Consider the following 23421-nt stretch of genomic DNA (forward strand, 5'->3'; position numbering starts at 1 on the left):
TCCGCACCGGTAAAGGAGGCGGCCGAGGCTGAGCCTGCGACGGACGCCGCACCGGAGCCTAAGGCGCCGGTCCGCCGCACCCGCGCACGTAAGAAGGTCGAGACCGCCGAACCGTTGCCGGCCTTCGCTGCTGAGGTTCTGGAGGCACCTGCCGCCGTTGTTACCGAGACCGTCGTAGAGCCCGCCGTCGAACCCGAGGCCGGAGCCGCAGCCCCCGAGGCTGCAGCGGAGACCAAGCCTGTCCGCCGCCGCCGCGTGGCCACGCGCAAAACCTCTGCCCCCGACATCACACCCGCGGCCGTGGAACAGGCAGCTCCAGAGCAGGCAGCCCCTGCAACTGCAGCAACGCCGGCCCCGGAAGCAGAGGAAGTCGCCGCTGCGGAGGCCGCCGAGCCCGCAGCAGCCGCCGTCGCCCCCGTCAATGCTGCCGCCGTTGCCCCGGTCAACGCTGCCGCCGCGCCGCTTGAAGAGCCGGCTGCTGCTGAGACTGCCAGCCCGTTCAGTTCACTCTTCCTTGAGCCGGCGTCCACCACATCGGTGCTTTTCCAGGCCCCCGACCTCAGCACCGTGGTCCGCCCCGCGCCGGTTGCTGCCGCGGTTGAAGAGCCGGAAGAGGACGACGCCGAAGACGGCGAAGCGGACGACGCCAACGGCCGCCGCAGGCGCCGCAGCCGTGGCCGCCGTGGCCGCAGCCGCACAGGCGAAAGCGATGCTGACGGGGAAACCGAAGGCGCAGCCGAAGAAACCGATGAGGAGTCCGCCGGGCAGGCCGATGAGGGCGTGACGTCCCGCCGCCGCCGCCGCCGCCGCCGTGGCGACCAGGATCTGGAACTGACCGGAGGCGAAGGCGACGACCCGCCCAACACGGTGACCCGTGTCCGCGCGCCGCGCGCCGCGACCGAAGCGCCGGTCAACAACCGCGTCACCTCAGTCAAGGGTTCCACGCGCCTCGAAGCCAAGAAGCAGCGCCGCCGCGAATCCCGCGACACGGGCCGCCGCCGCACGGTCATCACCGAGGCCGAGTTCCTGGCCCGCCGCGAATCAGTTGACCGGCAGATGATCGTCCGCCAGCGCGACGACAGAATCCAGATCGGCGTCCTCGAAGACGGCGTCCTGGCCGAGCACTTTGTTTCCAAGACCCAGCAGGACTCCCTGATCGGCAACGTCTACCTCGGCAAGGTGCAGAACGTCCTGCCGTCCATGGAAGCGGCGTTTGTTGACATCGGACGCGGCCGCAACGCCGTCCTGTACGCCGGTGAAGTGAACTGGGAGGCAGTTAACCTCGAAGGCAAGCAGCGCCGGATCGAAAACGCGCTCAAGTCCGGCGACACCGTCCTGGTCCAGGTCACCAAGGATCCCGTGGGCCACAAGGGTGCACGCCTGACCAGCCAGATCTCGCTGCCCGGCCGCTACCTGGTCTATGTGCCCGGCGGCTCCATGACCGGAATCTCCCGCAAACTGCCCGACGTCGAGCGAAACCGCCTCAAGCGCATCCTCAAGGACCGCCTCCCGGAGCACGCCGGCGTCATCGTCCGCACCGCTGCCGAAGGCGCCTCGGAAGAGGAGCTCACGCACGACATCAACCGGCTGCGCGCGCAGTGGGAGGGCATCGAAAGCCAGTCCACGTCCACCAAGATCCTCGCGCCGGAGCTGCTCTACGGCGAACCTGACCTCACCATCAAGGTGGTCCGTGATGTCTTCAACGAGGACTTCTCCAAGCTGATCGTCTCCGGTGAAGAGGCCTGGGACACCATCGAGGCCTACGTCACCTACGTGGCCCCGGACCTCGTGGGCCGCCTGGAAAAGTGGACCAAGGACCAGGACATCTTCGCTGCGTGGCGGATCGATGAGCAGATCCACAAGGCCCTGGAACGCAAGGTCTTCCTGCCTTCGGGCGGCTCGCTGGTCATTGACCGCACCGAAGCCATGACCGTGGTGGACGTCAATACCGGCAAGTTCACCGGCAGCGGCGGCAACCTCGAGGAAACCGTCACCAAGAACAACCTCGAGGCAGCTGAAGAAGTGGTCCGGCAGCTCCGGCTCCGCGACATCGGCGGCATCATCGTCATCGACTTCATCGATATGGTCCTCGAATCCAACCGCGACCTTGTCCTGCGCCGCATGGTGGAATGCCTGGGCCGCGACCGGACCAAGCACCAGGTGGCCGAAGTGACCTCGCTGGGCCTCGTGCAGATGACGCGCAAGCGCATGGGCACCGGGCTCCTGGAAGTCTTCGGCGAGCAGTGTGAAACCTGTGCAGGCCGCGGAATTGTCACCCACGACGACCCCGTGGAACACCGCCGCGCCAACACGGTAGCCGCGGAGCACCACGTGCAGCGGGTAGACAGCCGCCCGGAAGCCCAGCGCACTGACAGCGTGCGGACTGACAGCCAGCGCCCGGACAGCCAGCCGGGTGGCCGCACTGACCGGAAGCGCCGCCGCGGACGGGGTGGCCAGCCGCTGGAAACAGCACCGGCAGCTCCGGTGCAGATCCACACGGTCCACCCGGAAGCCAGCGATGCCGAGCGCCATGCGAAGGCGGAGGCCACGCGGGCAGCGCTTGCGAACATTGCGGCCGCAGCCCACGCTGCGCATCTGCATGACGACGAGGTGGCTCACGCATCAGCTGCCGCGGGCCGGCAGCCTGCGGCTCAGGTGCCGGCTCCGGTTGGGCAGTCCGAAACGGACTCCAACGGCCGCCCGGCCGCAGTGCTGACATTCGGCGGCGAGCAGGTGGTGCTTCCGTTCGTTGCGCACCACGATGACCAGCCGCACGCACCTGCCCTGACACTTGACCGCCTCGCGGAGGCCTTCGCCCACCTTGGTGAGCCGGCTCCTGTAGCGGAAAGCACGCCGCCGGCAGTTCATGCAACTGAAAGCCGGGCGGCCGAACCTGCCCGCCAGCAGCAGCCAGCCGCGGCGGAGAGGGATTACTCCGACCACACCGAGGAGCCCCGCGCCCGCCGTCCCCGGCGGAACCGGAGTGCCAGCCGTGCCCAGGGCGCAGCCAACGCCACGTCCGTAGAGCATCACGAAGCCGTTCCGGCGGCTGCCGCCGGACACACCCACGCCGCCAAGGCACCGGAGCCCGTCAAGGCTCCTGTGGCCGACAAGCCGGTTGCCGCCAACGCGCCCATCATCCTGGGCGTAGGGGTTCCGGCCTCGGAGCTCTGACCAAGCAGCAGGGCAAGCCAAACAACGGCGCCCGGACGCAGCCTGTGAATCACAGGCTGCGTCCGGGCGTCCGGCGTTAAGTCGCGAGGAACGCTAGGCTGGTGACTGACACGGGGTGCCGCGCAGAGAGCCGGCTGAGATCCACACCCGTTGAACCTGTCCGGTTAGCACCGGCGAAGGGATGTCTCCTTTGGCTTCAACTTCTGTCCTTCCTCCTGCAACACCCGCGGCGACCCTGCCGGAGACCCCAGCAACCCGGGCTGAGGTCCAGCCCGGACCAGGCCGATCTTCTGCGGTCCGGGTGCTGCGTGACGTCCCGCGGGTGCTGTCCATTGCCGGATCGGACCCTTCAGGGGGCGCGGGCGTCCAGGCCGACCTCAAAAGCATTGCAGCCCTTGGCGGCTACGGCATGGCGGCGATCACCGCGCTGACGGTCCAAAACACCCAGGGGGTCCAGGCGGTTCACGTCCCGCCGGCGTCCTTCCTGGGCCAGCAGCTCGATGCCATCAGCGATGACATCACCATCGACGCGGTCAAGATCGGCATGCTGGGCGACGCTGCGGTGATAGGCGTGGTCCGCGACTGGCTGGAAAAGGTGCGTCCCGCCGTCGTCGTTCTTGATCCGGTGATGGTGGCCACGAGCGGCGACCGGCTGCTGCAGGAGTCTGCCGAGGCGGCCCTGCGGGAGCTGCTCACGCTCGCGGACCTGATCACCCCCAACCTGGCGGAACTGGCCATCCTGGTGGGGGAGCCGCAGGCGAGGCAATGGCACGACGCGCTCGGGCAGGGGCAGCGGTTGTCCGCCGCGACCGGTGCCACCGTCCTGGTCAAGGGCGGCCATCTCGACGGCGGTGCGTGCCCGGATGCCCTGGTCAACGCTGCCGGGCTGCTCGCCCGGGAGGTGGTGGAAGTGAGCGGGGACAGGATCCCCACGCGCAACAGCCATGGCACCGGCTGCTCGCTGTCAGCGGCCATGGCCACGGCTCAGGCGCGGCTGGGGGATTGGGAAGCCTCATTGCGGAAAGTGAAGCCCTGGCTGGTGGGCGCGCTGCAGGCCGCTGACCAACTTGAGGTGGGCGCGGGCAACGGCCCCATCAACCACTTCCACCACATGCAACAGGTTCCGGCAGCCGGCGAATTCGCAGAGACGCTGCGGCGGGCGTCGGAGCCGGATCTTGCAGCCATCTACGGGCTGGATTTCATCCGCGACCTGGCGGCCGGCACATTGGCTGAGGAACAGTTCGCCTATTACCTCGCCCAGGACGCCATCTACCTCAACGGCTATTCGCGGGTTCTTGCCCGGGCCAGCGCGCTGGCGCCCACGGAAGCCGCCCAGTTGTTCTGGGCAAAGTCGGCCCAGCAATGCCTTGAGGTCGAGTCCGAACTGCACCGCACGTGGCTAAGCACCAGGACAGTGGACTCCGTCCTCGGACCTGTCACCAAGTCCTACGTGGACCACCTGCTGGCGGCCTCTGCCTCCGGCAGCTACGCGGTCCTCGTGGCGGCGGTACTGCCGTGCTTCTGGCTGTATGCCGAAGTGGGACAGACTCTCCACGCGGAGTTCCTGGCTGCGGGTGCACCGGCAGCACATCCTTATGCCGACTGGCTGCGGGCCTATGCTGACGAGGATTTCGCCCAGGCCACGCGTGACGCCATCGCCTTGGCTGACGACGCCGGCCGGAGTGCTTCCGCGGATGAACGGGCGGCGATGCTGGTGGCTTTCAGGCAGTCGTGCCGGTTCGAGGTGGATTTCTTCGACGCGCCGCGAATTCATTCCTGACCGGCTGGGGCCCGTGCGGCCTGTACGATAGTCAGGCACGGTTTTGGATTGTCAGTGCAGTACCTGCTTGTGGGTCCTATCACAGACAACCTGCCGTAACCAGCCTCATTTGCGGCCGAAGGCAAAATTAGCGTATTCTAGATCTTCGGTGCTTACGCCAACACTTGGGTTACGACCCCACGGCGTTGAGGCACAGCGAGAACCCAGCCAATTATGGAACAGGGTTCAGCACGCAAATTTAGTAATAAACGTCGAGAGAAGTGAGTTCCCAAGTGGTGTACGCGATTGTCCGCGCAGGCGGCCGCCAAGAGAAGGTTTCCGTTGGAGACTTCGTTACCCTGAACCGCGTCCCCGGTGGAGCCGGCAGCACCTTTGAGTTGCCCGCACTGCTCCTGGTAGACGGTGACAAAGTCACCTCTGCTGCTGCGGACCTGGCCAAGGTAACGGTTACGGCTGAGATCCTCGAAGACCTCCGTGGTCCGAAGATCGTCATCCAGAAGTTCAAGAACAAGACCGGTTACAAGAAGCGCCAGGGTCACCGTCAGGAATTGACCAAGGTCAAGATCACGGGTATCAAGTAACTCTTCGTTACTGTTCAGGTTCTTCAGCAGATTCCCCAGAATTTAAAGGCAGGCATTTCAAATGGCACATAAAAAAGGCGCGAGTTCCACTCGCAACGGTCGTGACTCCAACGCCCAGTACCTCGGCGTCAAGCGCTTCGGCGGCCAGGTAGTTTCCGCAGGCGAGATCATCGTTCGCCAGCGTGGCACCCACTTCCACCCGGGCGCCGGCGTTGGACGTGGCGGCGACGACACACTGTTCGCACTGGCCCCGGGAGCCGTCCAGTTCGGCACCCGCCGCGGTCGCCGCGTAGTCAACATCGTTGCTGCTGCAGCTGCAGAGTAACAAATAGTTCTGAAACGGTGGAGCGGGCCATTTGGTCCGCTCCACTATTCTTTTAACCGCATTACAATCGTCTTGGCGCCCTTGGGCGTCCAGGAAACAGCACTGAGGAGATCCACGTGGCGAGCTTTGTAGACCGGGTAGTACTGCACGTATCCGGCGGTACCGGCGGCCACGGCTGTGTCTCCGTCCACCGGGAGAAGTTCATCCCACTGGGCGGACCCGACGGCGGTAACGGCGGCGACGGCGGCAACGTCATCCTGCGCGTTGACCACCAGACCACTACCTTGCTCGACTACCACCACTCCCCGCACCGCCACGCCACCAACGGCGGGTCCGGGATGGGCGACTGGCGCGGCGGCAAGAATGGCGAGACCCTCATCCTGCCCGTGCCCGACGGCACCGTGGTCAAATCCAAGGACGGCACCGTCCTGGCGGACCTGGTCGGCGAAGGAGCAGAATACGTGGCGGCCGCCGGCGGCCAGGGCGGCCTGGGTAACGCTTCGCTGTCCTCGCAGAAGCGCCGTGCCCCGGGCTTCGCCCTGCTGGGCATCGAGGGTGACGCCCGTGACATTGTGCTGGAACTGAAGTCCATCGCGGATATCGCGCTGGTGGGTTTCCCCTCTGCCGGCAAATCCAGCCTGATCGCGGCCATGTCCGCTGCGCGGCCCAAGATCGCCGACTACCCCTTCACCACGCTGATCCCGAACCTGGGTGTTGTCCAGTCCGGCGACGTCCGCTTCACCATTGCAGACGTTCCGGGCCTTATCGAGGGCGCCAGCGAAGGTAAGGGCCTTGGCCACCACTTCCTGCGCCACGTGGAGCGTTGCGCCGCCCTGGTGCATGTACTGGACTGCGGCACGCTGGAATCGGACCGTGACCCGTTGGCAGACCTGGCCATCATCGAGGCCGAGCTGGAAAAGTACTCCGTAGACATGAGCTTCGCGGGTGCCGACGGCGAAGTGGTTCCGCTGAACCACCGTCCGCGCCTGGTCGCCTTGAACAAGGTGGACCTTCCGGACGGCAAGGACATGGCTGAATTTGTCCGCCCGGAACTCGAATCACGCGGCTACCGGGTCTTCGAGATCTCGGCCACCAGCCACGAGGGTCTCCGCCAGCTGGGCTTCGCCATGGCGGAAATCGTGCAGGCCGCCCGTGCCGCCCTCGCGGCCGCCCCGCCCAAGGTCCAGCCGCCCATCCTGCGGCCCCGCGCCGTCAACGAAGCCGGCTTCAAGATCCGCCGCGAGGAAAAGAACCTCGAGCCGCTCTTCCGCGTCCTGGGCGACAAGCCTGTCCGCTGGGTCAAGCAGACCGACTTCACCAACGAGGAAGCCATCGGCTACCTCGCTGACCGCCTGGCCAAGCTCGGCGTCGAAAACGAACTGTTCAAGCAGGGCGCCAAGCCGGGCGACGCAGTCGTGATTGGCGAAGATGACGGCGTTGTCTTCGACTGGGAGCCCACCATGAGCGCCGGAGCCGAAATGCTCGCATCACCGCGTGGCACGGATATCCGTTTCGCGGACGTCGGCGACCGCCCCACACGTGGCCAGAAGCGTGACGAGCAGCAGGAACGCAAGGATGCCAAGGCTGCCGCCCGCGCCGAGCTCGAGGCCGAGCGCAAGGCCGGGATCTGGACCGAATCGGTCAGCGGCCGCCGCGCTGCCAAGCCGGTCACTGAGAGTGGACTGGGCGTTGAAGATGACGAGTGAGGCCGCTGAAATGACCGAAAATTCCGCAGTAATTATCGAGGAACCCAAAGACGACCGCAGTGTGCTCGCCCGGGCCCGCCGGATCGTTGTCAAAGTAGGGTCGTCGTCGCTGACCAGCATCAAGGGCGGCATCTCGGAAGAGTCCCTGACCGCCCTCTCAGATGTCTTGGCCGCCAAACATAACGCCGGCACGGAAATTATCCTGGTTTCCTCGGGAGCCATTTCCGCAGGCCTTGCGCCCCTCGGGCTGGTGAAGCGCCCGCGTGACCTCGCGACCCAGCAGGCCGCCGCCAGCGTGGGCCAGGGCCTGCTCATGGCGCGCTACACGCACGCGTTCGGCGCCCATGGAGTCACCGTCAGCCAGGTGCTGCTGACCGCAGATGACCTCATGCGTCGCAGCCACCACGCCAACGCTTTCCGTGCATTGAACCGCCTCCTCAACCTCGGCGTGGTGCCGGTGGTCAACGAAAACGACACCGTCGCTACGCACAAGATCCGTTTCGGCGACAACGACAGGCTCTCGGCGCTCGTGGCCCATCTGGTCCGCGCCGACGCCCTGTTGCTGCTGTCCGACGTCGACTCGATATACGACGGCCCGCCCGCCAAGGGCGCCAAGCGCATCTCCCAGGTGGACGGCCCCGAAGATCTTGAGGCAGTGACCATCGGGAAGCCGGGCAAGGCAGGCGTAGGCACCGGCGGCATGCAGACTAAAGTCGAGGCTGCCATCATGGCCGCCGATTCCGGCATACCGGCGCTGGTCACCTCCACCGCCAACGCAGCAGCCGCACTGTCCGGTGAGGACGTAGGGACCTGGTTCACCGTCAACAGCGGCCGGAAGTCTGTGCGGATGATGTGGCTCGCCCACCTGGCGCATGTCCAGGGCCGGCTCTTTCTTGACGACGGCGCCGTGCATGCTGTGCGGGACAATCGCTATTCGCTGCTCCCCGCCGGAATTTCGTCGGTGGACGGCACCTTTGAAGCCGGCGACGCCGTCGAGATGGTGGCCGGCGACGGTACCGTCATCGCGCGCGGTTTGGTTAATTACTCTTCCGAAGAGCTTCCCCAGATGCTGGGCCGCTCCACACAGGAACTGGGCGAGTCCCTGGGCCGCGGATTTGACCGTGAGGTTGTCCATATCGACGACCTGGTTCTGGTCTGAGCGGTCCGCTCGCCTAGACTTGAAGGATGACTGAGGCACTGATTTCCCAAGCCCCTGGCAATTCCAACGATTCAAATGCGGTTCCTTCGGGGCCGGAACAGGGGAGTACCCCCACTCCGGCGGAGGTTGAGGCAGCCGTCCACGCCATCGCTGACCGCTCACGGCAGGCAGCCCGCCAGATGGCCGGGGCCACCCGCGCCCGGAAAGACAGTGCCCTCCGGGCCATCGGTGCCGCATTGCTGACGCGGAAGGACTTCATCCTGGCGGCCAACGCCAAGGATGTCGCGGCCGGCAAAGCCAACGGCACGTCGGCGGCCCTGTTGGACCGCCTCACCCTGACCGAAAGCCGGATCGACGGACTCGTGGCTGCCCTGGAGAACCTGGCCAGCCTGCCGGATCCGGTCGGAAACGTGGTCCGTGGCCAGACCCTCCCCAATGGGCTGCGCCTGCGCCAGATCAACGTGCCTATGGGAGTCGTGGCCGCAATTTACGAGGCCCGTCCCAATGTGACGGTAGACATTGCCGGTCTTGGCCTTAAGAGCGGGAACGCCGTTATCCTCCGCGGCGGTACTGCTGCCGCGTTCACCAACGAGGCACTGGTCCAGATCCTCCGCGAAGCGCTGGACTCCGTCGGGCTGCCTCCGGATGCCGTTCAGACTGTGGACCAGTACGGCCGTGAAGGTGCGAATGCGCTGATGCGGGCCCGCGGCCGTGTTGATGTCCTGATTCCGCGCGGCGGCCGGGATCTGATTCAGTCCGTGGTGCTGAACGCCGCCGTGCCGGTCATCGAGACCGGCGAGGGCAATGTGCATATCTTCATCGACGAATCCGCCAGCGAGGACATGGCGGTGGAGATCCTGCTGAACTCCAAGACCCAGCGGCCCAGTGTCTGCAACACCGTGGAGACCCTGCTGGTCCATTCGCGGTCCACCGTGCTGCCCGCCGTCGCCGCCGCGCTGCGCGGCGCCGGGGTCACCCTCCACGCCGACGAGCGCATCCGTGCGGCGCTGCCTTCTTCTGTTGAGTCCGTGCCGGCAACGGATGAGGATTGGGGAACCGAGTACATGGACTTGGACCTCGCCGTAGCAATGGTGGACAGCCTGGATGACGCCGTCGAGCACATCCGGACCTGGACCACCGGCCACACTGAGGCCATTCTGACCAACAACCTCGCCAACGCGGAACGGTTCATCGCCGAGATTGACTCTGCCGCGGTCATCGTCAACGCGTCCACGCGGTTTACCGACGGCGGCGAGCTGGGCCTCGGTGCCGAGGTTGGCATCTCCACGCAGAAGCTGCACGCCCGCGGCCCGATGGGACTGACTGAGCTCACCACCACTAAGTGGATCGTGCAGGGCGAGGGCCAGGTCCGCGGGTAGCAACGCGGTAATATAGACAGAAGTCCGGAACGGCGGGACAATCCGCTGCCACATCCTTGAACCTTAGGGGAGAAAATGCTGCTCCAGCAGATCGCCATGACCGTTGCCGAAGGCGGAGAACACGCACCCGCTCCGATCTGGGCTGAGCCGTGGGTGTTCGGCGTATCCATTTTCGCCATCCTGCTGGTGATGATGTTCGTTACGCTCTCCTACTCGAACCTGGGCAACCGGCACACCGTAACGGATGAGCACGCCGATCCGCACCGCCAGCACCCCAACAAGCACGACCACGGCCAAGGCCACTGAAATTTCCCGTGTTCTGCACCGTGACGGTGCGCAAAGGCGGCTGCGGCTGGGCGTGATGGGCGGGACGTTTGATCCCATCCACCACGGCCACCTTGTTGCAGCCAGCGAAGTGGCCGCCAAGTTCGGCCTGGATGAAGTGGTCTTTGTCCCCACCGGGCAGCCGTGGCAAAAGTCGCACAAGCAGGTCAGCGAGCCTGAGCACCGCTACCTCATGACGGTGATCGCCACGGCATCAAACCCCCGCTTCACCGTCAGCAGGGTGGATATTGACCGGCCCGGTCGCACGTATACCATTGATACTTTGCGGGATCTCCGGACCCAACGTCCGGATGCGGATCTGTTCTTCATCACCGGTGCGGATGCACTGGCGCAGATTCTTTCCTGGAAGGACATCGACGAGCTGTGGTCACTGGCCCATTTTGTCGGTGTGACGCGGCCGGGACATGTGCTTGACGGCATGGGCCGCAAGGACGTCAGCCTCCTCGAGGTGCCCGCCATGGCCATCTCGTCCACGGACTGCCGTGTCCGTGTAGCCGGGAACAACCCCGTCTGGTACCTCGTGCCGGACGGAGTGGTCCAATACATCGCCAAATATGGTCTGTACGCCGAGGGACCAGATCCCGAGGACGTCCGAACTACCGAAACAGACGAGCCAGCCAGTACTGAATGAGTCCGCAATGAGTCAGGAAAAGCCCCCCGTCCGCAGCCGCCGCGAACTGCGGCAGGCCAGAGATGAGAACACGGCTCCCGGGTCCAACGGCCCGGGCCAGGTTTCGCCTGCCTCAAAACAACGGCGCGCGGCTGACGCCCCGGTGGATTCCGTCCCCGAGCAGACTCCAGCGCAGCGGTCCTCGCAGATCCGGGCCCGCGACCGCGCGGCGCTGCGTGCCATCAAGGAACTCGAGGAGAAAGAGGGCCAGCTTTCCGCAGGAGGCCCTCCCACGCGCAGGCAGTTGCGACTCCAGCAACTGAAGGAACAGGCCGTCACCTCGGCCAATCCCATCATTGCCGCTCCGATGGGGCAGCCCCTGCCAAGCCAACCTGCGGCGAGCCAACCTAAGCCAGGCCAAGCACAGCCGGGTCAAGCGAAGCCAGCCGCAACGAAGCCAGGTCACGATACTGCTGTATCCGCCGATATGTCCGGGCCCGCCGCGCCGGCGAACGGTGCAGGTGTTCCGGCTGGCATGAGCGTGGAGCAGGCACTCGCGGCCCGCACGCTTATTGCCGAGCAGGCCAAGAACCAGCTAGCCAAGATGGAACACATCGCCTCGCTGGACCCCGAAGCAGTGGATCCGGACATCCTTGCGGAACAGATCGCCCTGGCCGAACGCGCGGCGGTGCTTAACCGCCGGGCGATGGCCAAGCGGAAGCTGGCCGAGCAGGCCGCCCCTGCACAGCCAGTATCAGTACCCACGCAGGCTGCCAATCCGCAGGCCGCGGCCACGCAATCCGTTCCCCAGACGGGCCCGGCAACCGCCGATAACCTGGCCATGGTCACGCCGCTGGAATTCGTGCAGGTACCCGGCGTCGACCGTCCTGTGATGAAACCCCCGGCGACCTCCTACGTGCCGCTGGCGACCCAGGCCGGACCTAAGGTCCGGCCTGGCGGCAAGGGCCGCCGGCCGTCCACTACGTCCAAAGAGCCGGCCGCGGGTTCTGCGCAGGCGGCCGCTTCGGGCCGTTCCCGGGTGATCGCGCGTGCGGAAGCTGCTGCCAGGGCCGCCGCGGCACCGAAGCGCGTCGTCCCCGTCCAGCCCATCGTGGCCTCTACGCCAGTGGGGGAGCCGGACGATCTGTTCGATGACCTGCCGCGCATCCCTGCACGGTCAGCCCACGGGCTGGAGCCGCTGGATGCGGCAACGGCCGGCCTGGCCCGTGCGAAGCGGCTCAGGCTTATGCAGGTCCTCGTCCTGGCTTTTGGGATCGTGGCCCTTATTTCCGGCGTTATTCTCATCGTCAGCGGCATCTCCAGCTGACCGGGCAACGCCCTCTTACGAAGCTTTAGAAAACTACAAGGAGTCCCATGACTGCAACAGATTCATCCATCGCCATTGCCCGCCAAGCCGCCAAGGCGGCCGCGGACAAGATTGCCCACGACATTGTGGCCCTCGATGTCAGCGAACGGCTGGCACTGGCAGATGTCTTCCTCATCGCATCCGCGCCGAGCGAGCGCCAGGTCAACGCCATCGTTGACGGCATCGAAGAAGAACTTTCCAAGCAGGACCTCCGTCCGGTACGCCGCGAAGGCCGCTCCGGCGGGCGCTGGGTACTGCTGGATTACTCGGACATCGTCATCCACGTCCAGCATGAAGAGGACCGCGTTTTCTACGCCCTGGAGCGCCTGTGGAAGGACTGCCCGGTAGTTGACCTGCAGCTGGGCGAAGACACTTCAGCCAAGGCGACGGCGGCCTCCGACTCCGAATAGCAGGCCTTGCCGGCCCGAATATGCCCGATTTGGAATTTTCGGAAAAGCTGGTCTAAGATATTTGAGTTGCTCCGGGGAGACCGCGGAGTAACGAAGGTCCGGGGCTGTGGCGCAGCTGGTAGCGCACCTGCATGGCATGCAGGGGGTCAGGGGTTCGAGTCCCCTCAGCTCCACCGGATAATCCGCCGGAATCGAAAGATTCCGGCGGATTTTTTTATTGCCGGAAAATGCCCCTCCCGATTGGCGCAGCGCGGAGATTTCTATTAAGCTAATCAGGTTGCTTCGGGCGGTCTGAACCGCGGAGGAGCACAGGTTTGGGGCTGTGGCGCAGCTGGTAGCGCACCTGCATGGCATGCAGGGGGTCAGGGGTTCGAGTCCCCTCAGCTCCACCAAACAGGACGCAGGTCCAAAAAAATGAGCCACCCGGTCGGGTGGCTCATTTTTGTCTCCCAGACACGGAGCCCGGAGAAGTGTGCGCCCAGTAGTGAGTGCTTAGATCCAATCACTCCGGCGCAGCGGCGGCCCGTCCCCGCCGGCACGTTGGACCAGGACCTGGTTGACGCCCGTGATCCCGGTTTCAAAGCCCAGGGCACTTGATGCCATGTAGAGCCGCCACACCCGCGCCCGGCCCAGGCTGGTGAGCCGGACGGCTTCGTCCCAGTTCTCTTCGAGCCTGCGCACCCACGCCCGCAGGGTCAGAGCATAGTGCTGGCGCAGGGTCTCCACGTCCAACACCTCGAACCCGCCGGTCTCCAGTGCGCTGACCATCTCGCCGAGGCTGATCATCTCGCCGTCCGGAAAGACATAGCGCGGAATGAACGAATCCGGGTCGGGCTTGATGGGGCCAGCGTTCCAGGAGATGGCGTGGTTGAGCAGCCGGCCGCCGGGACGGAGCAAGCCGTGCAGCACGTCGACATAGTGGGGTGTCTGTTCCCGGCCCACGTGTTCGGACATGCCGATGGAGCTGATGGCGTCGAACGGCCCGTCGGCGATATCCCGGTAATCCTGGACCCGGATGTCGATGTTTTCGGTCAGGCCGGCGTCGGCTGCACGTTTGCGCGCCAGCACGGCCTGTTCGGTGGAGAGCGTCACGCCCACCACCGAGACGCCGTAATGCTGCGCCGCGTGCAACGCGAAGCTGCCCCAGCCGCACCCCACGTCCAGTACCCTCATCCCGGGCTTCAGCCCAAGCTTCCGGCAGACGAGATCCAGCTTGGCCTTCTGCGCGTCATCCAGTCCTGCCGGAAGGCCCCGTTCGGCAGGGGTGCCGCCGCCGCCGGGTCCATCCGCCCACACAGCGCACGAGTAAACCATTGAGGGTCCCAGCACGAGGGCGTAAAAGTCGTTGCCGACGTCGTAATGGTGCGAGATGGCCGCGGCGTCGCGCTTCCGGGTGTGGAGCCGGCCCTTCCGGGTGACCTTGGCCTCCTCAGGCGGCGGAGCAGGGTTGGGGCCCAGCGCGCCCAGCCGGACCGCCGTGCTGACCAGCGTGGCCAGTTCACGCGGAGTCAGGGGCCGGAAGGGGCCGGGCTCGGAAAACTTGCCCACCGAGCTGAGCGCCGCGAAGGCTGCAAAGATGTCGCCGGGGGCATCGATGTCCCCGGCGACGTAGGCGCGGCTGAGCCCGAGCTGCCCCGGCGACCACAGGATCCGGCGCAGGGCGCGGCGTGACCTGAATTCGAGGACCGGGGCCTCGGGCGGCCCCGCCTCGGACCCGTCCCACGCCCGCACCCTCAGCGGTATCTCCGTCGTCCCCAGGACGATGCCCAGTGCGTTCGCCAACAGCGACGCTGCCCCTTTTTCTGTTTTCATGTTCTCGCCTTTCGTCCGCCTAGGCCCAACAGTACGACGCCGGCGCGTGCCTGTCAGCGCAGTGGCGCGATTATCATGGGGGAGTGAATGAGACCTTGCCACCGTGCCCCGAATGCTCCAGCGCCTATACCTACGAGATGGGTGCGCTCCTGGTCTGCCCGGAATGCGGCCACGAGTGGTCCGCCGAGGCGGCGGAGGCCACGGCAGAGGCCGGGCCGAGGGTCATCAAGGATGCAGTGGGCAACATCCTCGCCGACGGCGACACGGTCACGGTGATCAAGGACCTGAAAATCAAGGGCAGCTCCGGTGTCATCAAGGTTGGCACCAAAGTCCGCGGGATCCGGCTGATGGACGGTGTGGGCGACCACGACATCGACTGCAAAGTGGACGGTGTGGGACCGATGCAGCTCAAATCCTCCGTGGTGAAGAAGGTCTAGCAGAAACCGGCCACGAGCATGGACAACGGAAGCACCGACGTTGTGGTCATCGGCGCGGGCCAGGCGGGCCTCTCCGCCGCTTACCACCTGCAGCGCCGAGGGGTTGAATACAAGGTCCTCGACGCCGAGGAAGGCCCGGGCGGCGCCTGGCGCCACCGCTGGAAAAGCCTGGTCATGGCCACGGTCAACGGCATCAGTGACCTTCCCGGCATCGCGAAGCCTGACGTGGATCCCACGGAACCCAGCTCGGAGTTCCTGAGCCGGTACTTCGCCGGCTACGAGCAGGACCTCGGAATTGAGGTCCTGCGCCCGGTCAAGGTGACCTCGGTCGCCAGGGAAGACGCCGATCCGGCAGGGCGCCTGCGGATCAGCACCGACAGCGGCGACTGGTCAGTGAAGGCAGTCATCAACGCAACCGGTACGTGGACCCGGCCGTTCTGGCCCATCTACCCGGGCCGGGCCACGTTCCGGGGCCGGCAACTGCACGTGGCCGATTACGTCTCCGCCGAGGAGTTCCGCGGCCTGCACGTCATCGTGGTGGGAGGCGGAATTTCCGCCGTCGGGCTGCTGGACGAGGTCTCGCAGGTGACCAGCACCAGCTGGTTCACCCGCCGGGAACCAGACTGGCGTGACGCCGCGTTCGACGCCCAGGCCGGCCACAACGCCGTCGCACTTGTGGAAGAGCGCGTGCGGCAGGGCTTGCCGCCGCAAAGCGTGGTGGCCGTGACCGGCCTCATCTGGACCCCGGCGCTGAGGGCGGCAGCACAACGGGGTGCGCTGGACCGTCGCCCCATGTTCACCGCCATAGAGCCCGACGGCGTCCGGCTCGCCGACGGGAGCCTGCTCCGTGCCGACGTCATTCTGTGGGCCACCGGATTCCGTGCCGAGCTCGAACACCTGGCGCCGCTGCACCTTCGGGGACCCGGTGGCGGCATCGCCATGGACGGGACCCAGGTGGCAATCGAGCCGCGCGTCCATCTGGTGGGGTACGGGCCGTCGTCGTCCACCATCGGCGCCAACAGGGCGGGCCGGGCGGCCGTCACCGCCCTCCTCAAACTGCCCGCGCTTGCACCAACCGCATCAACAACCAGTACATGACCAGACGGCAGGAACCAGTGGCACAGAACACTCTTGAGGACATCTTCGGCACGCTCCGGCGCCACCCGGATGTCGAAGCCCCGAACCTCCAGGCCTGGGACGCCACGGACCGGCTGCTGCTCGAAGCCGCCGCAGCGCGCACGGAACCGGGTACCCGGCTGGCCGTGATCGGCGACCGCTACGGTGCTCTCACCCTCGGTGCGCTTGGCACGCTGGGGGTCAGCCGGGTCCGTGTGCACGAGGATCTCATCACTGGGGAGCGCGCCCTGCGGAACAACGCTGCGGCTGTGGGGCTCGCAGCGGCGGATCCCGGAGCCATCGACGCCACCGGGTTCGAACAATTGCCGCTGGGGGAGGAGCTGCTGTCCGGCGCGGAGCTGGTGCTGCTTCAACTGCCGCGGACGCTGGCGGAGCTTGAAGAAATCGCTGCCGCCGTGGCGCGTTATGCCGCCCCTGACGTGGTGCTGCTCGCCGGCGGGCGGATCAAACACATGTCCCTGGGAATGAACGCGGTCCTGGAACGCCACTTCGAGACGGTCCAGCCGCAGCTGGCGCGGCAGAAGTCCCGGATCATCCTTGCCGGCGGCGCCCGGCAAACTGAGACGCACGAGTGGAGTCCCGCCGTCGAGCGCCTTGCCGAGCTGGACCTGGACGTTGCTGCGCACGGTGCCGTCTTTGCTGGAGCGAAACTGGACATCGGGACCAGGTTCCTCCTGACCTTCCTGCCGGAGATGCCTGAAGCCGGGCACGCCATCGATCTGGGCTGCGGCACCGGCATCCTCGCAGCCATGTACGCCCGCCAGAACCCGGCATCAAGGGTCACGGCCACGGACCGGTCCGCCGCCGCCGTCGCGTCCGCCCGGGCCACGGCGCAGGCCAACGGCCTCGAGGAACGGATTACCGCCCTCCAGGATGACGCCATGAGCACGCTCCCGGCCGGAAGCGCCGACCTGGTCCTCCTGAATCCGCCCTTCCACCTGGGCGCCAGTGTGCATGCCGGGGCGGGCATCAAACTCTTCGAGGCGGCGGCCAGGGTCCTGGCGCCGGGCGGTGAGCTGTGGACGGTGTTCAACCGGCACCTGCAGTACCTCCCTGCGCTGGAGCGGCTGGTGGGTCCCACCACTGTGAGGGGCGGCAATCCAAAGTTCACGGTGGCGGTCAGCACCCGGCGGCCATAGGCGCGCCAGCACGGCAAGGTGGCGCCCCGGCCGCGGCGCGGCCCCACCTCCGGCTCTGGGCGTTGATCAGGAGGTAACGTACCATTCAGACATCATCATGAATACGCGGCCGAAAACCTAGGGGAGACCGTGCCAGAAATCCGCCAGCCCTCGGCGCCACGGCGCGGGACTAATCTTCCGCGCATGGGGGACTTCAACCTCACGGTCATCCTGGATGCCATCCGCCGGTCATCCGGGGGGCTCAGCCGCGTGGAGCTCGCCCAGATTGTGGGCCTCTCGCCGCAGACCATCTCCAACATCTCCCGCCGCCTGCTGGACCAGCACCTGATCGTCGAAGCGGGCAAAGAAGGCAGCGGCCCCGGCAAACCGCGCACCATGCTTCGCCTCAACCCGGGCGGAATGTATGCCATCGGCGTCCACCTGGACCCCGCCGTCACCACGTTCGTGGTCCTCGATCTTGTGGGCGCCGTTGTACAGCATTCACGGATTAGGACACCCGGCGGGAATGATCCTGCCGCCGTTATATCCACCATGGCCACCGAGATCGAGCAGCTCGTTGCCGAGTCCGGCGTGGACACCAGCCGGATCGCCGGCCTGGGCCTGGCCGCTCCGGGACCCATCGACCTGGACAACGGCACCGTGGTGGACCCGCCGCTGCTGCCGGGCTGGGACCGCGTGGAACTTCGGGACGCCCTGGCCAAAGCCACCGGCTATTCCGTCCTCGTGGATAAGGACGTCACCAGCGCCGCCGTCGCCGAGACCTGGGCCGGCGGGCCCAGCGGCTCGGGCAGTTTCATCTTTATGTACATGGGCACCGGTATCGGCTGCGGCATCGTCCTCAACGATGAGGTGGTCCGTGGAACGTCAGGAAACGCCGGCGAGATCGGCCACATCGTGGTGGACCCCGATGGCCCGGTCTGCGACTGCGGACTGCGCGGCTGCGTTAAGTCCTCAGCCATCCCGCAGGTGCTCGTGGCGGAGGCCGTTGCCGCCGGCATCCTGGACGGCTCCGGAAAGCACACCAGCGGAGCCGAAGTGCAGCAGAGCTTCTCCCAGCTGTGCGACCTTGCCGATGCCGGCGACGCCAAGGCCCTGGCGATCATCGACAAGTCAGCCGTGCTGGTGGCCCGGGCCGTCTCCGTGGTCACCAACACGCTGGATGTGGAGCGGGTTGTGTTCGGCGGGCCCTTCTGGAGCCGGATCGCCGACCGCTACCTGGAGAAGATCCCGGCGCTCGTGGACGCCAACAGTGCGGCCCGCCTGATCCACACCATCGAGGTTGTCGGCACGGGAGTCGGTGAGGACGTCGGCGCCGTTGGGGCTGCCTGCCTGGTCCTGGAGCATACACTGGCGCCCCGGGCGCAGCGGCTTCTCCTGGAAGTCTGAACCGGACGTCTGAACGGGATCTCCTTGCCACTGGCCGGAGCCCCGTCTAGCATGTGGATATCGCCGCGGCTGGGGCCCGCAGGTACAGGGGACGGCAGCCATTGACTGAATGGAGCACCAATGCGCCGGGCCCTCAAAATCACCTCACTCATCGCTGCAGCGGGCTTTGTGCTGACGGCATGTTCCCCTGCAGCCCCCGAAGCGGAGACCAAAACGCTGAAGGTGGTCTATCAAAAGACCGATTCCTTCACTGCCCTGGACACGCTCTTCCAGTCGGCCAAGCAGGAGTTTGAGGCCGCCAACCAGGGCGTCACGGTTGCCCTGGAGCCCATCCAGGCGAACGACGACGACTACGGCACCAAGCTTGCCCTCGCTCTCCGTTCGCCCTCCACCGCCCCGGACGTCTTCTACGAGGACACCTTCAAGGTGCGTTCCGACGTCGACGCCGGGTACCTGCTGAAGCTGGACAGCCACCTTGAGGGGTGGAAGGACTGGGATACCTTCGATGCCGGCGCCAAGGCCGCCGGCCTGGGGGACGACGGCGGCACGTACGCGGTCCCGCTGGGCACCGACACGCGAGCTATCTGGTACAACAAAAAGGTGCTCACCGCCGCTGGCGTCAGCGTCCCGTGGGAGCCCCGCACCTGGCAGGACATCCTGGACACCGCCCGGAAAATCAAGGCCAGTGACGCCTCCGTGGTGCCGTTCAACATGTACGCCGGCAAGGCCACCGGCGAAGGCACCGTCATGCAGAGCTTCTACGAACTGCTCTACGGAACGGAATCCGAACTCTACGATGCCGACGCCAAGAAGTGGGTAGTCGGTTCCCCGGGGTTCACCGACTCGTTGGCGTTCCTCAAGACCCTCTACGACGAAAAACTGGCCGTCTCCCCGGCGGAGGCCCTCGACGCGAATGTGTGGAAGAAGGTCTTCGGCGAATGGCTGCCGCAGGGCAAGATGGGCGCCACTGTGGAGGGTTCCTATGCGCCGTCGTTCTGGCAGAAGGGCGGCAGCTACGAATGGGCCGAGTACGGGCAGGACATGGGCGTCGCAGCATTCCCCACCCAGAACGGCCAGGCACCAGGCGGCGTCAGCATGTCCGGCGGCTGGACCCTGGCGGTAGGGGCGGAAACCAAAAACCCCGACCTCGCCTTTGAGTTCCTCGCCACGGCCCTGAACCGGAAGAACTCCCTGGCCTTCAACGTCGCCAGCTCCCAGATCGCCGTGCGGAAGGACGTCGCAGCCGACGCCGGGTACCAGGCGGCCAACCCGTTTGTGAAGGACGTGTCCGAGCTGGTGGCCGTCACGCATTACCGTCCCGCAACTGCCGACTACCCGCGGATCTCCGCGGCCGTCCAGGAGGCCACGGAAGCGGTGATCACGGGGGCGAAATCCCCGGAGCAGGCGGCCGCCGACTATGACACGGCGGTGAAGGGCATCGTGGGTGAGGCCAAGACCGTCGCCCAGTAGCCTGTGGCGGTTTCCCTCAGGCGTGACCGGTCCGGCCACCGGCGGCGTCACTCCGGACTCCGGCGCCAGGCACGGCTGCTCCCCGTACTCCCGGCAGTGGTTCTGCTGCTCGTGTTTTTGGCCGGCCCCGTGCTGTGGGCCTTCCACGCGTCATTCACCAATGCAGCCCTGACCGGCCGCAATGCCCGCAGTCCGGGTTGGATCGGGTTCGACAACTACGCCAGGCTCCTGTCGGACCCCATGCTGCCGCTCTCGCTGGGCCTGACTGTCCTGTTCGTGGGCGGCTCCGCCATCCTGGGCCAGAACCTGCTGGGGCTCACCCTCGCGGTGCTGATGCGGCGGGCCCGCCGGACGGTGGCCGCCGTCGTCGGTACTGCGGTGGTGGCTGCGTGGGTGCTCCCCGAGATCGTGGCGGCCTTTGCCGCCTACGCCTACTTCAGCCGGGACGGGACCCTGAACCAGCTGCTGGGCGGGCTGGGGCTCGGGCAGACCGACTGGCTGTATTCGTTCCCGATGGTCGCCATCCTGCTTGCCAACATCTGGCGTGGCACGGCGTTCTCCATGCTCGTCTACCGCGCCGCGCTCAACGACATCCCCGGTGAGGTCACGGAGGCCGCGCTGATGGACGGTGCCGGCGGCTGGCAGCGGCTGGCCTTCATCACCATCCCCATGATCCGCGGCAGCATCGCCACCAACCTCATGCTCATCACCCTGCAGACGCTGGCGGTGTTCACCCTCATCTGGGTGATGACAGCGGGCGGACCCGCCAACGCCAGCACCACGCTGCCGGTGCTGGCTTACCTGGAGGCCTTCAAGTTCGGCGACATCGGCTACGGCACGGCGGTGGCGTCGGTGCTCATCCTCATTGGCGTGGTGTTCGGTGCCGCCTACGTCCGGCTCCTGCGGGAGGGCAAACCATGACGACGACGGCGGGGACATCCGCACGGGGGCAGCTGCGGTCCGGGACGGGCGCGGTGTCCCGTGCCCGGCAGCGTGCCCGGATACCGGCGGACGTGTCCCTGTTCCTGATCGGCGCCTGCTTTGTCCTGCCGCTGCTCTGGCTCGTGTTTGCGTCCCTTGATGCCTCCGCCGGACACGAGGCAAGGCTCCCGGGCAGGGTCTCCCTGGATAACTTTGCCGCCATCATGACGCCGGGGCTGCTGTTCCAGCCGCTTTGGAACAGCCTGGTGCTGTCCGCCGGCACAGCGGCCGTGAACCTCGTGGCAGCAGTCCTGGCTGCCTACCCGCTGTCCCGCTACCAGTCCAGGTTCAACAAGCCGTTTATGTACACCGTCCTGTTTGGAACCTGCCTTCCCATCACGGCCATCATGGTGCCGGTGTACGGGTTGTTTGTGCAGCTTCAACTGCTGGATTCGATGCCCGCCACGATCTTTTTTATGGCCACCACCACGTTGCCCATGGCCATCTGGATGACGAAGAACTTTATGGACGCAGTCCCGGTGTCGTTGGAGGAAGCGGCCTGGGTGGACGGTGCGTCAGGACTAACGGCGCTGCGGACCATCGTCCTGCCCCTGATGCGGCAGGGGCTGGGCGTGGTGTTCATTTTTGTGTTCATCCAGGCCTGGGGGAACTTCTTCGTCCCGTTCGTCCTGCTCCTGTCCGAAGCCCGGCAGCCAGCGGCGGTGTCGATCTTCAGCTTCTTCGGACAGCACGGCGCAGTGGCGTACGGCCAGCTGGCCGCCTTCTCCATCCTGTATTCAGTCCCGGTGCTGGCCCTGTACGTCATTGTGGCCAGGGGCGCGGGCAGTTCCTTTGCGCTCTCGGGTGCAGTGAAGGGCTAGTGATGCGCGGCTTGCGATGCCGGCCGGAACCTCAGTCGATGTCCTCGACCACCACGCCGAAGGGGATGCTGTCATCGAGGTGGGCCTGGTGGCCGGTGGGACCCGCGTTGTAGGTGACCCGGACACCATGGGATTTGTCGGCAGCGGACTGCTGCAGGACAGGCTTGACGGCAAGGATGAACCGCTCGCTCTTGTCGGCGAGAAACTCTTTGTAACTGGCTGGAAGCTCACTCATGGCAAAAGAATAGACCTGCAGAGCCGCGATGGGGAGGGGTCCCCATTGCGGCCGGACCGGGAGGTGTCTTGGATAGGATGGCGGACGGAGTGCAGCCGCACGGCAGCACACCCAGGCCAACATCCGTAGACCACCAGCCATCAGGGGGAAATCCATTGCTTCAAACCAGTGCGCCCGCACGAATCGAACCGGCGGAACTGGCCCGTGCACAGCAGGTAGTGGCGAACATTTCCCGCAGCTTCGATGCCAAAGTGGTGGGCCAGGCACGGCTGCGTGAATCCCTGCTGGTGGGCCTGATGACCGGCGGGCACATCCTGCTGGAAAGCGTTCCGGGCCTGGCGAAGACCACCGCCGCCCAGACCGTGGCCGAAGCAGTCAGCGCAGAGTTCCGCCGGATCCAGTGCACGCCGGACCTGCTCCCCAGCGACATCGTGGGCACGCAGATCTACGACGCCGCCAAAGGCACGTTCATCACGCAACTGGGGCCGGTGCACGCCAACATCGTCCTGCTCGATGAGATCAACCGTTCCAGCGCCAAGACCCAAAGCGCCATGCTGGAGGCCATGCAGGAGCGGCAGACCTCCATCGGGGGAGAGGAGTACCGGCTGCCGTCCCCGTTTATGGTGCTGGCCACGCAGAACCCCATCGAACAGGAAGGCACGTACCAGCTGCCGGAGGCTCAGATGGACCGCTTTATGCTCAAGGACGTACTGGACTACCCCACGCCGGCCGAGGAAACGGAAATCATCCGGCGGATCGACGCCGGAGTCTTCAGCGCCGAGCAGAAGCCGGCGGCCGCCGCCTCACTGGACGCCGTCATCGGCGTCCAGGCTCTCGTGAAGCGGATCTATATCGACCCGGCCGTCATCAACTACATCGTGGGCCTGGTGTTCGTCACGCGGAATGCCGGGCAGTACATCGACCAGCGGCTCGCCGGCTTCATCGAATTCGGCGCCAGCCCGCGCGCCAGCATTGCCTTCAGCCAGGCCGCCCGGGCAGTGGCACTGCTCAACGGCAGGGACCACGTGATCCCGGAGGACGTGAAGTCCCTCGCCCACCGTGTGCTCCGGCACCGCCTCATCCTGGGGTTCGACGCCGTTGCGGAGCAGGTGCCGGTGGAGACGATCATCGACGCGGTCGTCGCCTCCGTCCAGACTCCCTGAGCCAG

The 23421-nt window shown here is 66.1% G+C and carries 21 protein-coding genes, 2 tRNA genes and 1 riboswitch; of the genes, 21 read left to right on the forward strand and 2 right to left on the reverse strand.

What is annotated here, in order from left to right; genetic code table 11:
* The 13 genes from V6M49_RS02980 to V6M49_RS03040 all read left to right on the forward strand — a co-directional run.
* A partial coding sequence (locus V6M49_RS02980; protein ID WP_332759965.1) for an Rne/Rng family ribonuclease occupies positions 1-3174 on the forward strand: 3174 nt, incomplete at its 5' end.
* A 101-nt stretch (positions 3175-3275) separates the two neighbouring features.
* A riboswitch (TPP riboswitch) is annotated at positions 3276-3373 on the forward strand.
* Positions 3356-4954: a bifunctional hydroxymethylpyrimidine kinase/phosphomethylpyrimidine kinase gene (gene thiD / locus V6M49_RS02985; protein ID WP_332759966.1), complete on the forward strand. Its 1599-nt coding sequence runs from the start codon at positions 3356-3358 to the stop codon at positions 4952-4954. Its footprint overlaps the riboswitch before it by 18 nt.
* 272 nt (positions 4955-5226) lie before the next feature.
* Positions 5227-5535 carry a 50S ribosomal protein L21 gene (rplU, locus tag V6M49_RS02990; RefSeq protein ID WP_018773353.1) on the forward strand — a complete coding sequence of 103 codons (309 nt, stop codon included), beginning with the start codon at positions 5227-5229 and terminating at the stop codon, positions 5533-5535.
* Positions 5536-5596: 61 nt separating this feature from the next.
* Positions 5597-5860: a 50S ribosomal protein L27 gene (gene rpmA, locus V6M49_RS02995; protein WP_056340543.1), complete on the forward strand. Its 264-nt coding sequence runs from the start codon at positions 5597-5599 to the stop codon at positions 5858-5860.
* A gap of 116 nt (positions 5861-5976) precedes the next feature.
* A complete protein-coding gene (gene obgE, locus V6M49_RS03000; protein WP_104060827.1) occupies positions 5977-7566 on the forward strand; it encodes a GTPase ObgE in 1590 nt (529 codons plus the stop codon).
* 10 nt (positions 7567-7576) lie between these two features.
* Positions 7577-8725: a glutamate 5-kinase gene (proB, locus tag V6M49_RS03005; protein ID WP_141140824.1), complete on the forward strand. Its 1149-nt coding sequence runs from the start codon at positions 7577-7579 to the stop codon at positions 8723-8725.
* A gap of 26 nt (positions 8726-8751) precedes the next feature.
* A complete protein-coding gene (locus V6M49_RS03010; protein WP_141140823.1) occupies positions 8752-10104 on the forward strand; it encodes a glutamate-5-semialdehyde dehydrogenase in 1353 nt (450 codons plus the stop codon).
* Positions 10105-10179: 75 nt separating this feature from the next.
* On the forward strand, positions 10180-10410 hold the full coding sequence (locus tag V6M49_RS03015; RefSeq protein WP_056340536.1) for a hypothetical protein: 231 nt from the start codon (positions 10180-10182) through the stop codon (positions 10408-10410).
* A complete protein-coding gene (gene nadD / locus V6M49_RS03020) occupies positions 10349-11080 on the forward strand; it encodes a nicotinate-nucleotide adenylyltransferase (RefSeq protein ID WP_332759972.1) in 732 nt (243 codons plus the stop codon). The genes V6M49_RS03015 and nadD overlap by 62 nt, the downstream gene beginning before the upstream one ends.
* 7 nt (positions 11081-11087) lie before the next feature.
* Positions 11088-12386 (forward strand): hypothetical protein, encoded by a 1299-nt coding sequence (locus tag V6M49_RS03025; protein WP_332759973.1) that lies wholly within the window; start codon positions 11088-11090, stop codon positions 12384-12386.
* 47 nt (positions 12387-12433) lie between these two features.
* Positions 12434-12835, forward strand: coding sequence for a ribosome silencing factor (gene rsfS / locus V6M49_RS03030; protein ID WP_058932218.1), 402 nt, complete (start codon positions 12434-12436; stop codon positions 12833-12835).
* 100 nt (positions 12836-12935) lie between these two features.
* Positions 12936-13008 (forward strand) — tRNA-Ala (locus tag V6M49_RS03035).
* Positions 13009-13151: 143 nt separating this feature from the next.
* A tRNA-Ala gene (locus V6M49_RS03040) sits at positions 13152-13227 on the forward strand.
* 100 nt (positions 13228-13327) lie between these two features.
* Here the strand turns inward: V6M49_RS03040 and V6M49_RS03045 are convergent.
* A complete protein-coding gene (locus V6M49_RS03045; RefSeq protein ID WP_332759976.1) occupies positions 13328-14647 on the reverse strand; it encodes a cyclopropane-fatty-acyl-phospholipid synthase family protein in 1320 nt (439 codons plus the stop codon).
* Positions 14648-14730: 83 nt separating this feature from the next.
* Here V6M49_RS03045 and V6M49_RS03050 point away from each other — a divergent pair, with 83 nt between their 5' ends.
* The 7 genes from V6M49_RS03050 (at position 14731) to V6M49_RS03080 (ending at position 22018) form a co-directional block, all read left to right on the forward strand.
* The gene (locus V6M49_RS03050; protein ID WP_141140820.1) at positions 14731-15084 is read left to right on the forward strand and encodes a zinc ribbon domain-containing protein YjdM; all 354 of its coding nucleotides are present in this window, start codon (positions 14731-14733) and stop codon (positions 15082-15084) included.
* 18 nt (positions 15085-15102) lie between these two features.
* The gene (locus V6M49_RS03055) at positions 15103-16182 is read left to right on the forward strand and encodes an FAD-dependent oxidoreductase (protein ID WP_141140819.1); all 1080 of its coding nucleotides are present in this window, start codon (positions 15103-15105) and stop codon (positions 16180-16182) included.
* Between the two features lie 17 nt (positions 16183-16199).
* Positions 16200-17360: a class I SAM-dependent methyltransferase gene (locus tag V6M49_RS03060; protein ID WP_332759977.1), complete on the forward strand. Its 1161-nt coding sequence runs from the start codon at positions 16200-16202 to the stop codon at positions 17358-17360.
* Between the two features lie 183 nt (positions 17361-17543).
* Positions 17544-18746: an ROK family transcriptional regulator gene (locus tag V6M49_RS03065; protein WP_056340516.1), complete on the forward strand. Its 1203-nt coding sequence runs from the start codon at positions 17544-17546 to the stop codon at positions 18744-18746.
* 120 nt (positions 18747-18866) lie between these two features.
* A complete protein-coding gene (locus tag V6M49_RS03070; RefSeq protein ID WP_332759978.1) occupies positions 18867-20216 on the forward strand; it encodes an extracellular solute-binding protein in 1350 nt (449 codons plus the stop codon).
* 3 nt (positions 20217-20219) lie between these two features.
* Complete coding sequence (locus V6M49_RS03075) at positions 20220-21137, forward strand: carbohydrate ABC transporter permease (protein ID WP_332759979.1); 918 nt, start codon at positions 20220-20222, stop codon at positions 21135-21137.
* Positions 21134-22018, forward strand: coding sequence for a carbohydrate ABC transporter permease (locus V6M49_RS03080; protein ID WP_332759980.1), 885 nt, complete (start codon positions 21134-21136; stop codon positions 22016-22018). Before V6M49_RS03075 ends, V6M49_RS03080 begins: the two co-directional genes overlap by 4 nt.
* 31 nt (positions 22019-22049) lie before the next feature.
* Here the strand turns inward: V6M49_RS03080 and V6M49_RS03085 are convergent, their stop codons facing one another.
* A complete protein-coding gene (locus V6M49_RS03085; RefSeq protein ID WP_056341538.1) occupies positions 22050-22253 on the reverse strand; it encodes a hypothetical protein in 204 nt (67 codons plus the stop codon).
* Between the two features lie 155 nt (positions 22254-22408).
* Here V6M49_RS03085 and V6M49_RS03090 point away from each other — a divergent pair, with 155 nt between their 5' ends.
* Positions 22409-23416: an AAA family ATPase gene (locus V6M49_RS03090; protein ID WP_141140814.1), complete on the forward strand. Its 1008-nt coding sequence runs from the start codon at positions 22409-22411 to the stop codon at positions 23414-23416.
* The last annotated feature ends 5 nt before the right edge of the window (positions 23417-23421 follow it).

This window comes from Pseudarthrobacter sp. (assembly GCF_036675385.1).
In the GTDB taxonomy this organism is placed as follows: domain Bacteria; phylum Actinomycetota; class Actinomycetes; order Actinomycetales; family Micrococcaceae; genus Arthrobacter.

What these genes read in the sequence shown, in the direction of transcription:
- thiD (WP_332759966.1), top strand. Translation starts at nt 3,356, where the DNA reads ATGTCTCCTTTGGCTTCAACTTCTGTCCTTCCTCCTGCAACACCCGCG.
- rpmA (WP_056340543.1), top strand. Translation starts at nt 5,597, where the DNA reads ATGGCACATAAAAAAGGCGCGAGTTCCACTCGCAACGGTCGTGACTCC.
- proB (WP_141140824.1), top strand. Translation starts at nt 7,577, where the DNA reads ATGACCGAAAATTCCGCAGTAATTATCGAGGAACCCAAAGACGACCGC.
- V6M49_RS03010 (WP_141140823.1), top strand. Translation starts at nt 8,752, where the DNA reads ATGACTGAGGCACTGATTTCCCAAGCCCCTGGCAATTCCAACGATTCA.
- V6M49_RS03015 (WP_056340536.1), top strand. Translation starts at nt 10,180, where the DNA reads ATGCTGCTCCAGCAGATCGCCATGACCGTTGCCGAAGGCGGAGAACAC.
- nadD (WP_332759972.1), top strand. Translation starts at nt 10,349, where the DNA reads ATGAGCACGCCGATCCGCACCGCCAGCACCCCAACAAGCACGACCACG.
- V6M49_RS03025 (WP_332759973.1), top strand. Translation starts at nt 11,088, where the DNA reads ATGAGTCAGGAAAAGCCCCCCGTCCGCAGCCGCCGCGAACTGCGGCAG.
- rsfS (WP_058932218.1), top strand. Translation starts at nt 12,434, where the DNA reads ATGACTGCAACAGATTCATCCATCGCCATTGCCCGCCAAGCCGCCAAG.
- V6M49_RS03045 (WP_332759976.1), bottom strand. Translation starts at nt 14,647, where the DNA reads ATGAAAACAGAAAAAGGGGCAGCGTCGCTGTTGGCGAACGCACTGGGC.
- V6M49_RS03055 (WP_141140819.1), top strand. Translation starts at nt 15,103, where the DNA reads ATGGACAACGGAAGCACCGACGTTGTGGTCATCGGCGCGGGCCAGGCG.
- V6M49_RS03065 (WP_056340516.1), top strand. Translation starts at nt 17,544, where the DNA reads ATGGGGGACTTCAACCTCACGGTCATCCTGGATGCCATCCGCCGGTCA.
- V6M49_RS03070 (WP_332759978.1), top strand. Translation starts at nt 18,867, where the DNA reads ATGCGCCGGGCCCTCAAAATCACCTCACTCATCGCTGCAGCGGGCTTT.
- V6M49_RS03080 (WP_332759980.1), top strand. Translation starts at nt 21,134, where the DNA reads ATGACGACGACGGCGGGGACATCCGCACGGGGGCAGCTGCGGTCCGGG.
- V6M49_RS03085 (WP_056341538.1), bottom strand. Translation starts at nt 22,253, where the DNA reads ATGAGTGAGCTTCCAGCCAGTTACAAAGAGTTTCTCGCCGACAAGAGC.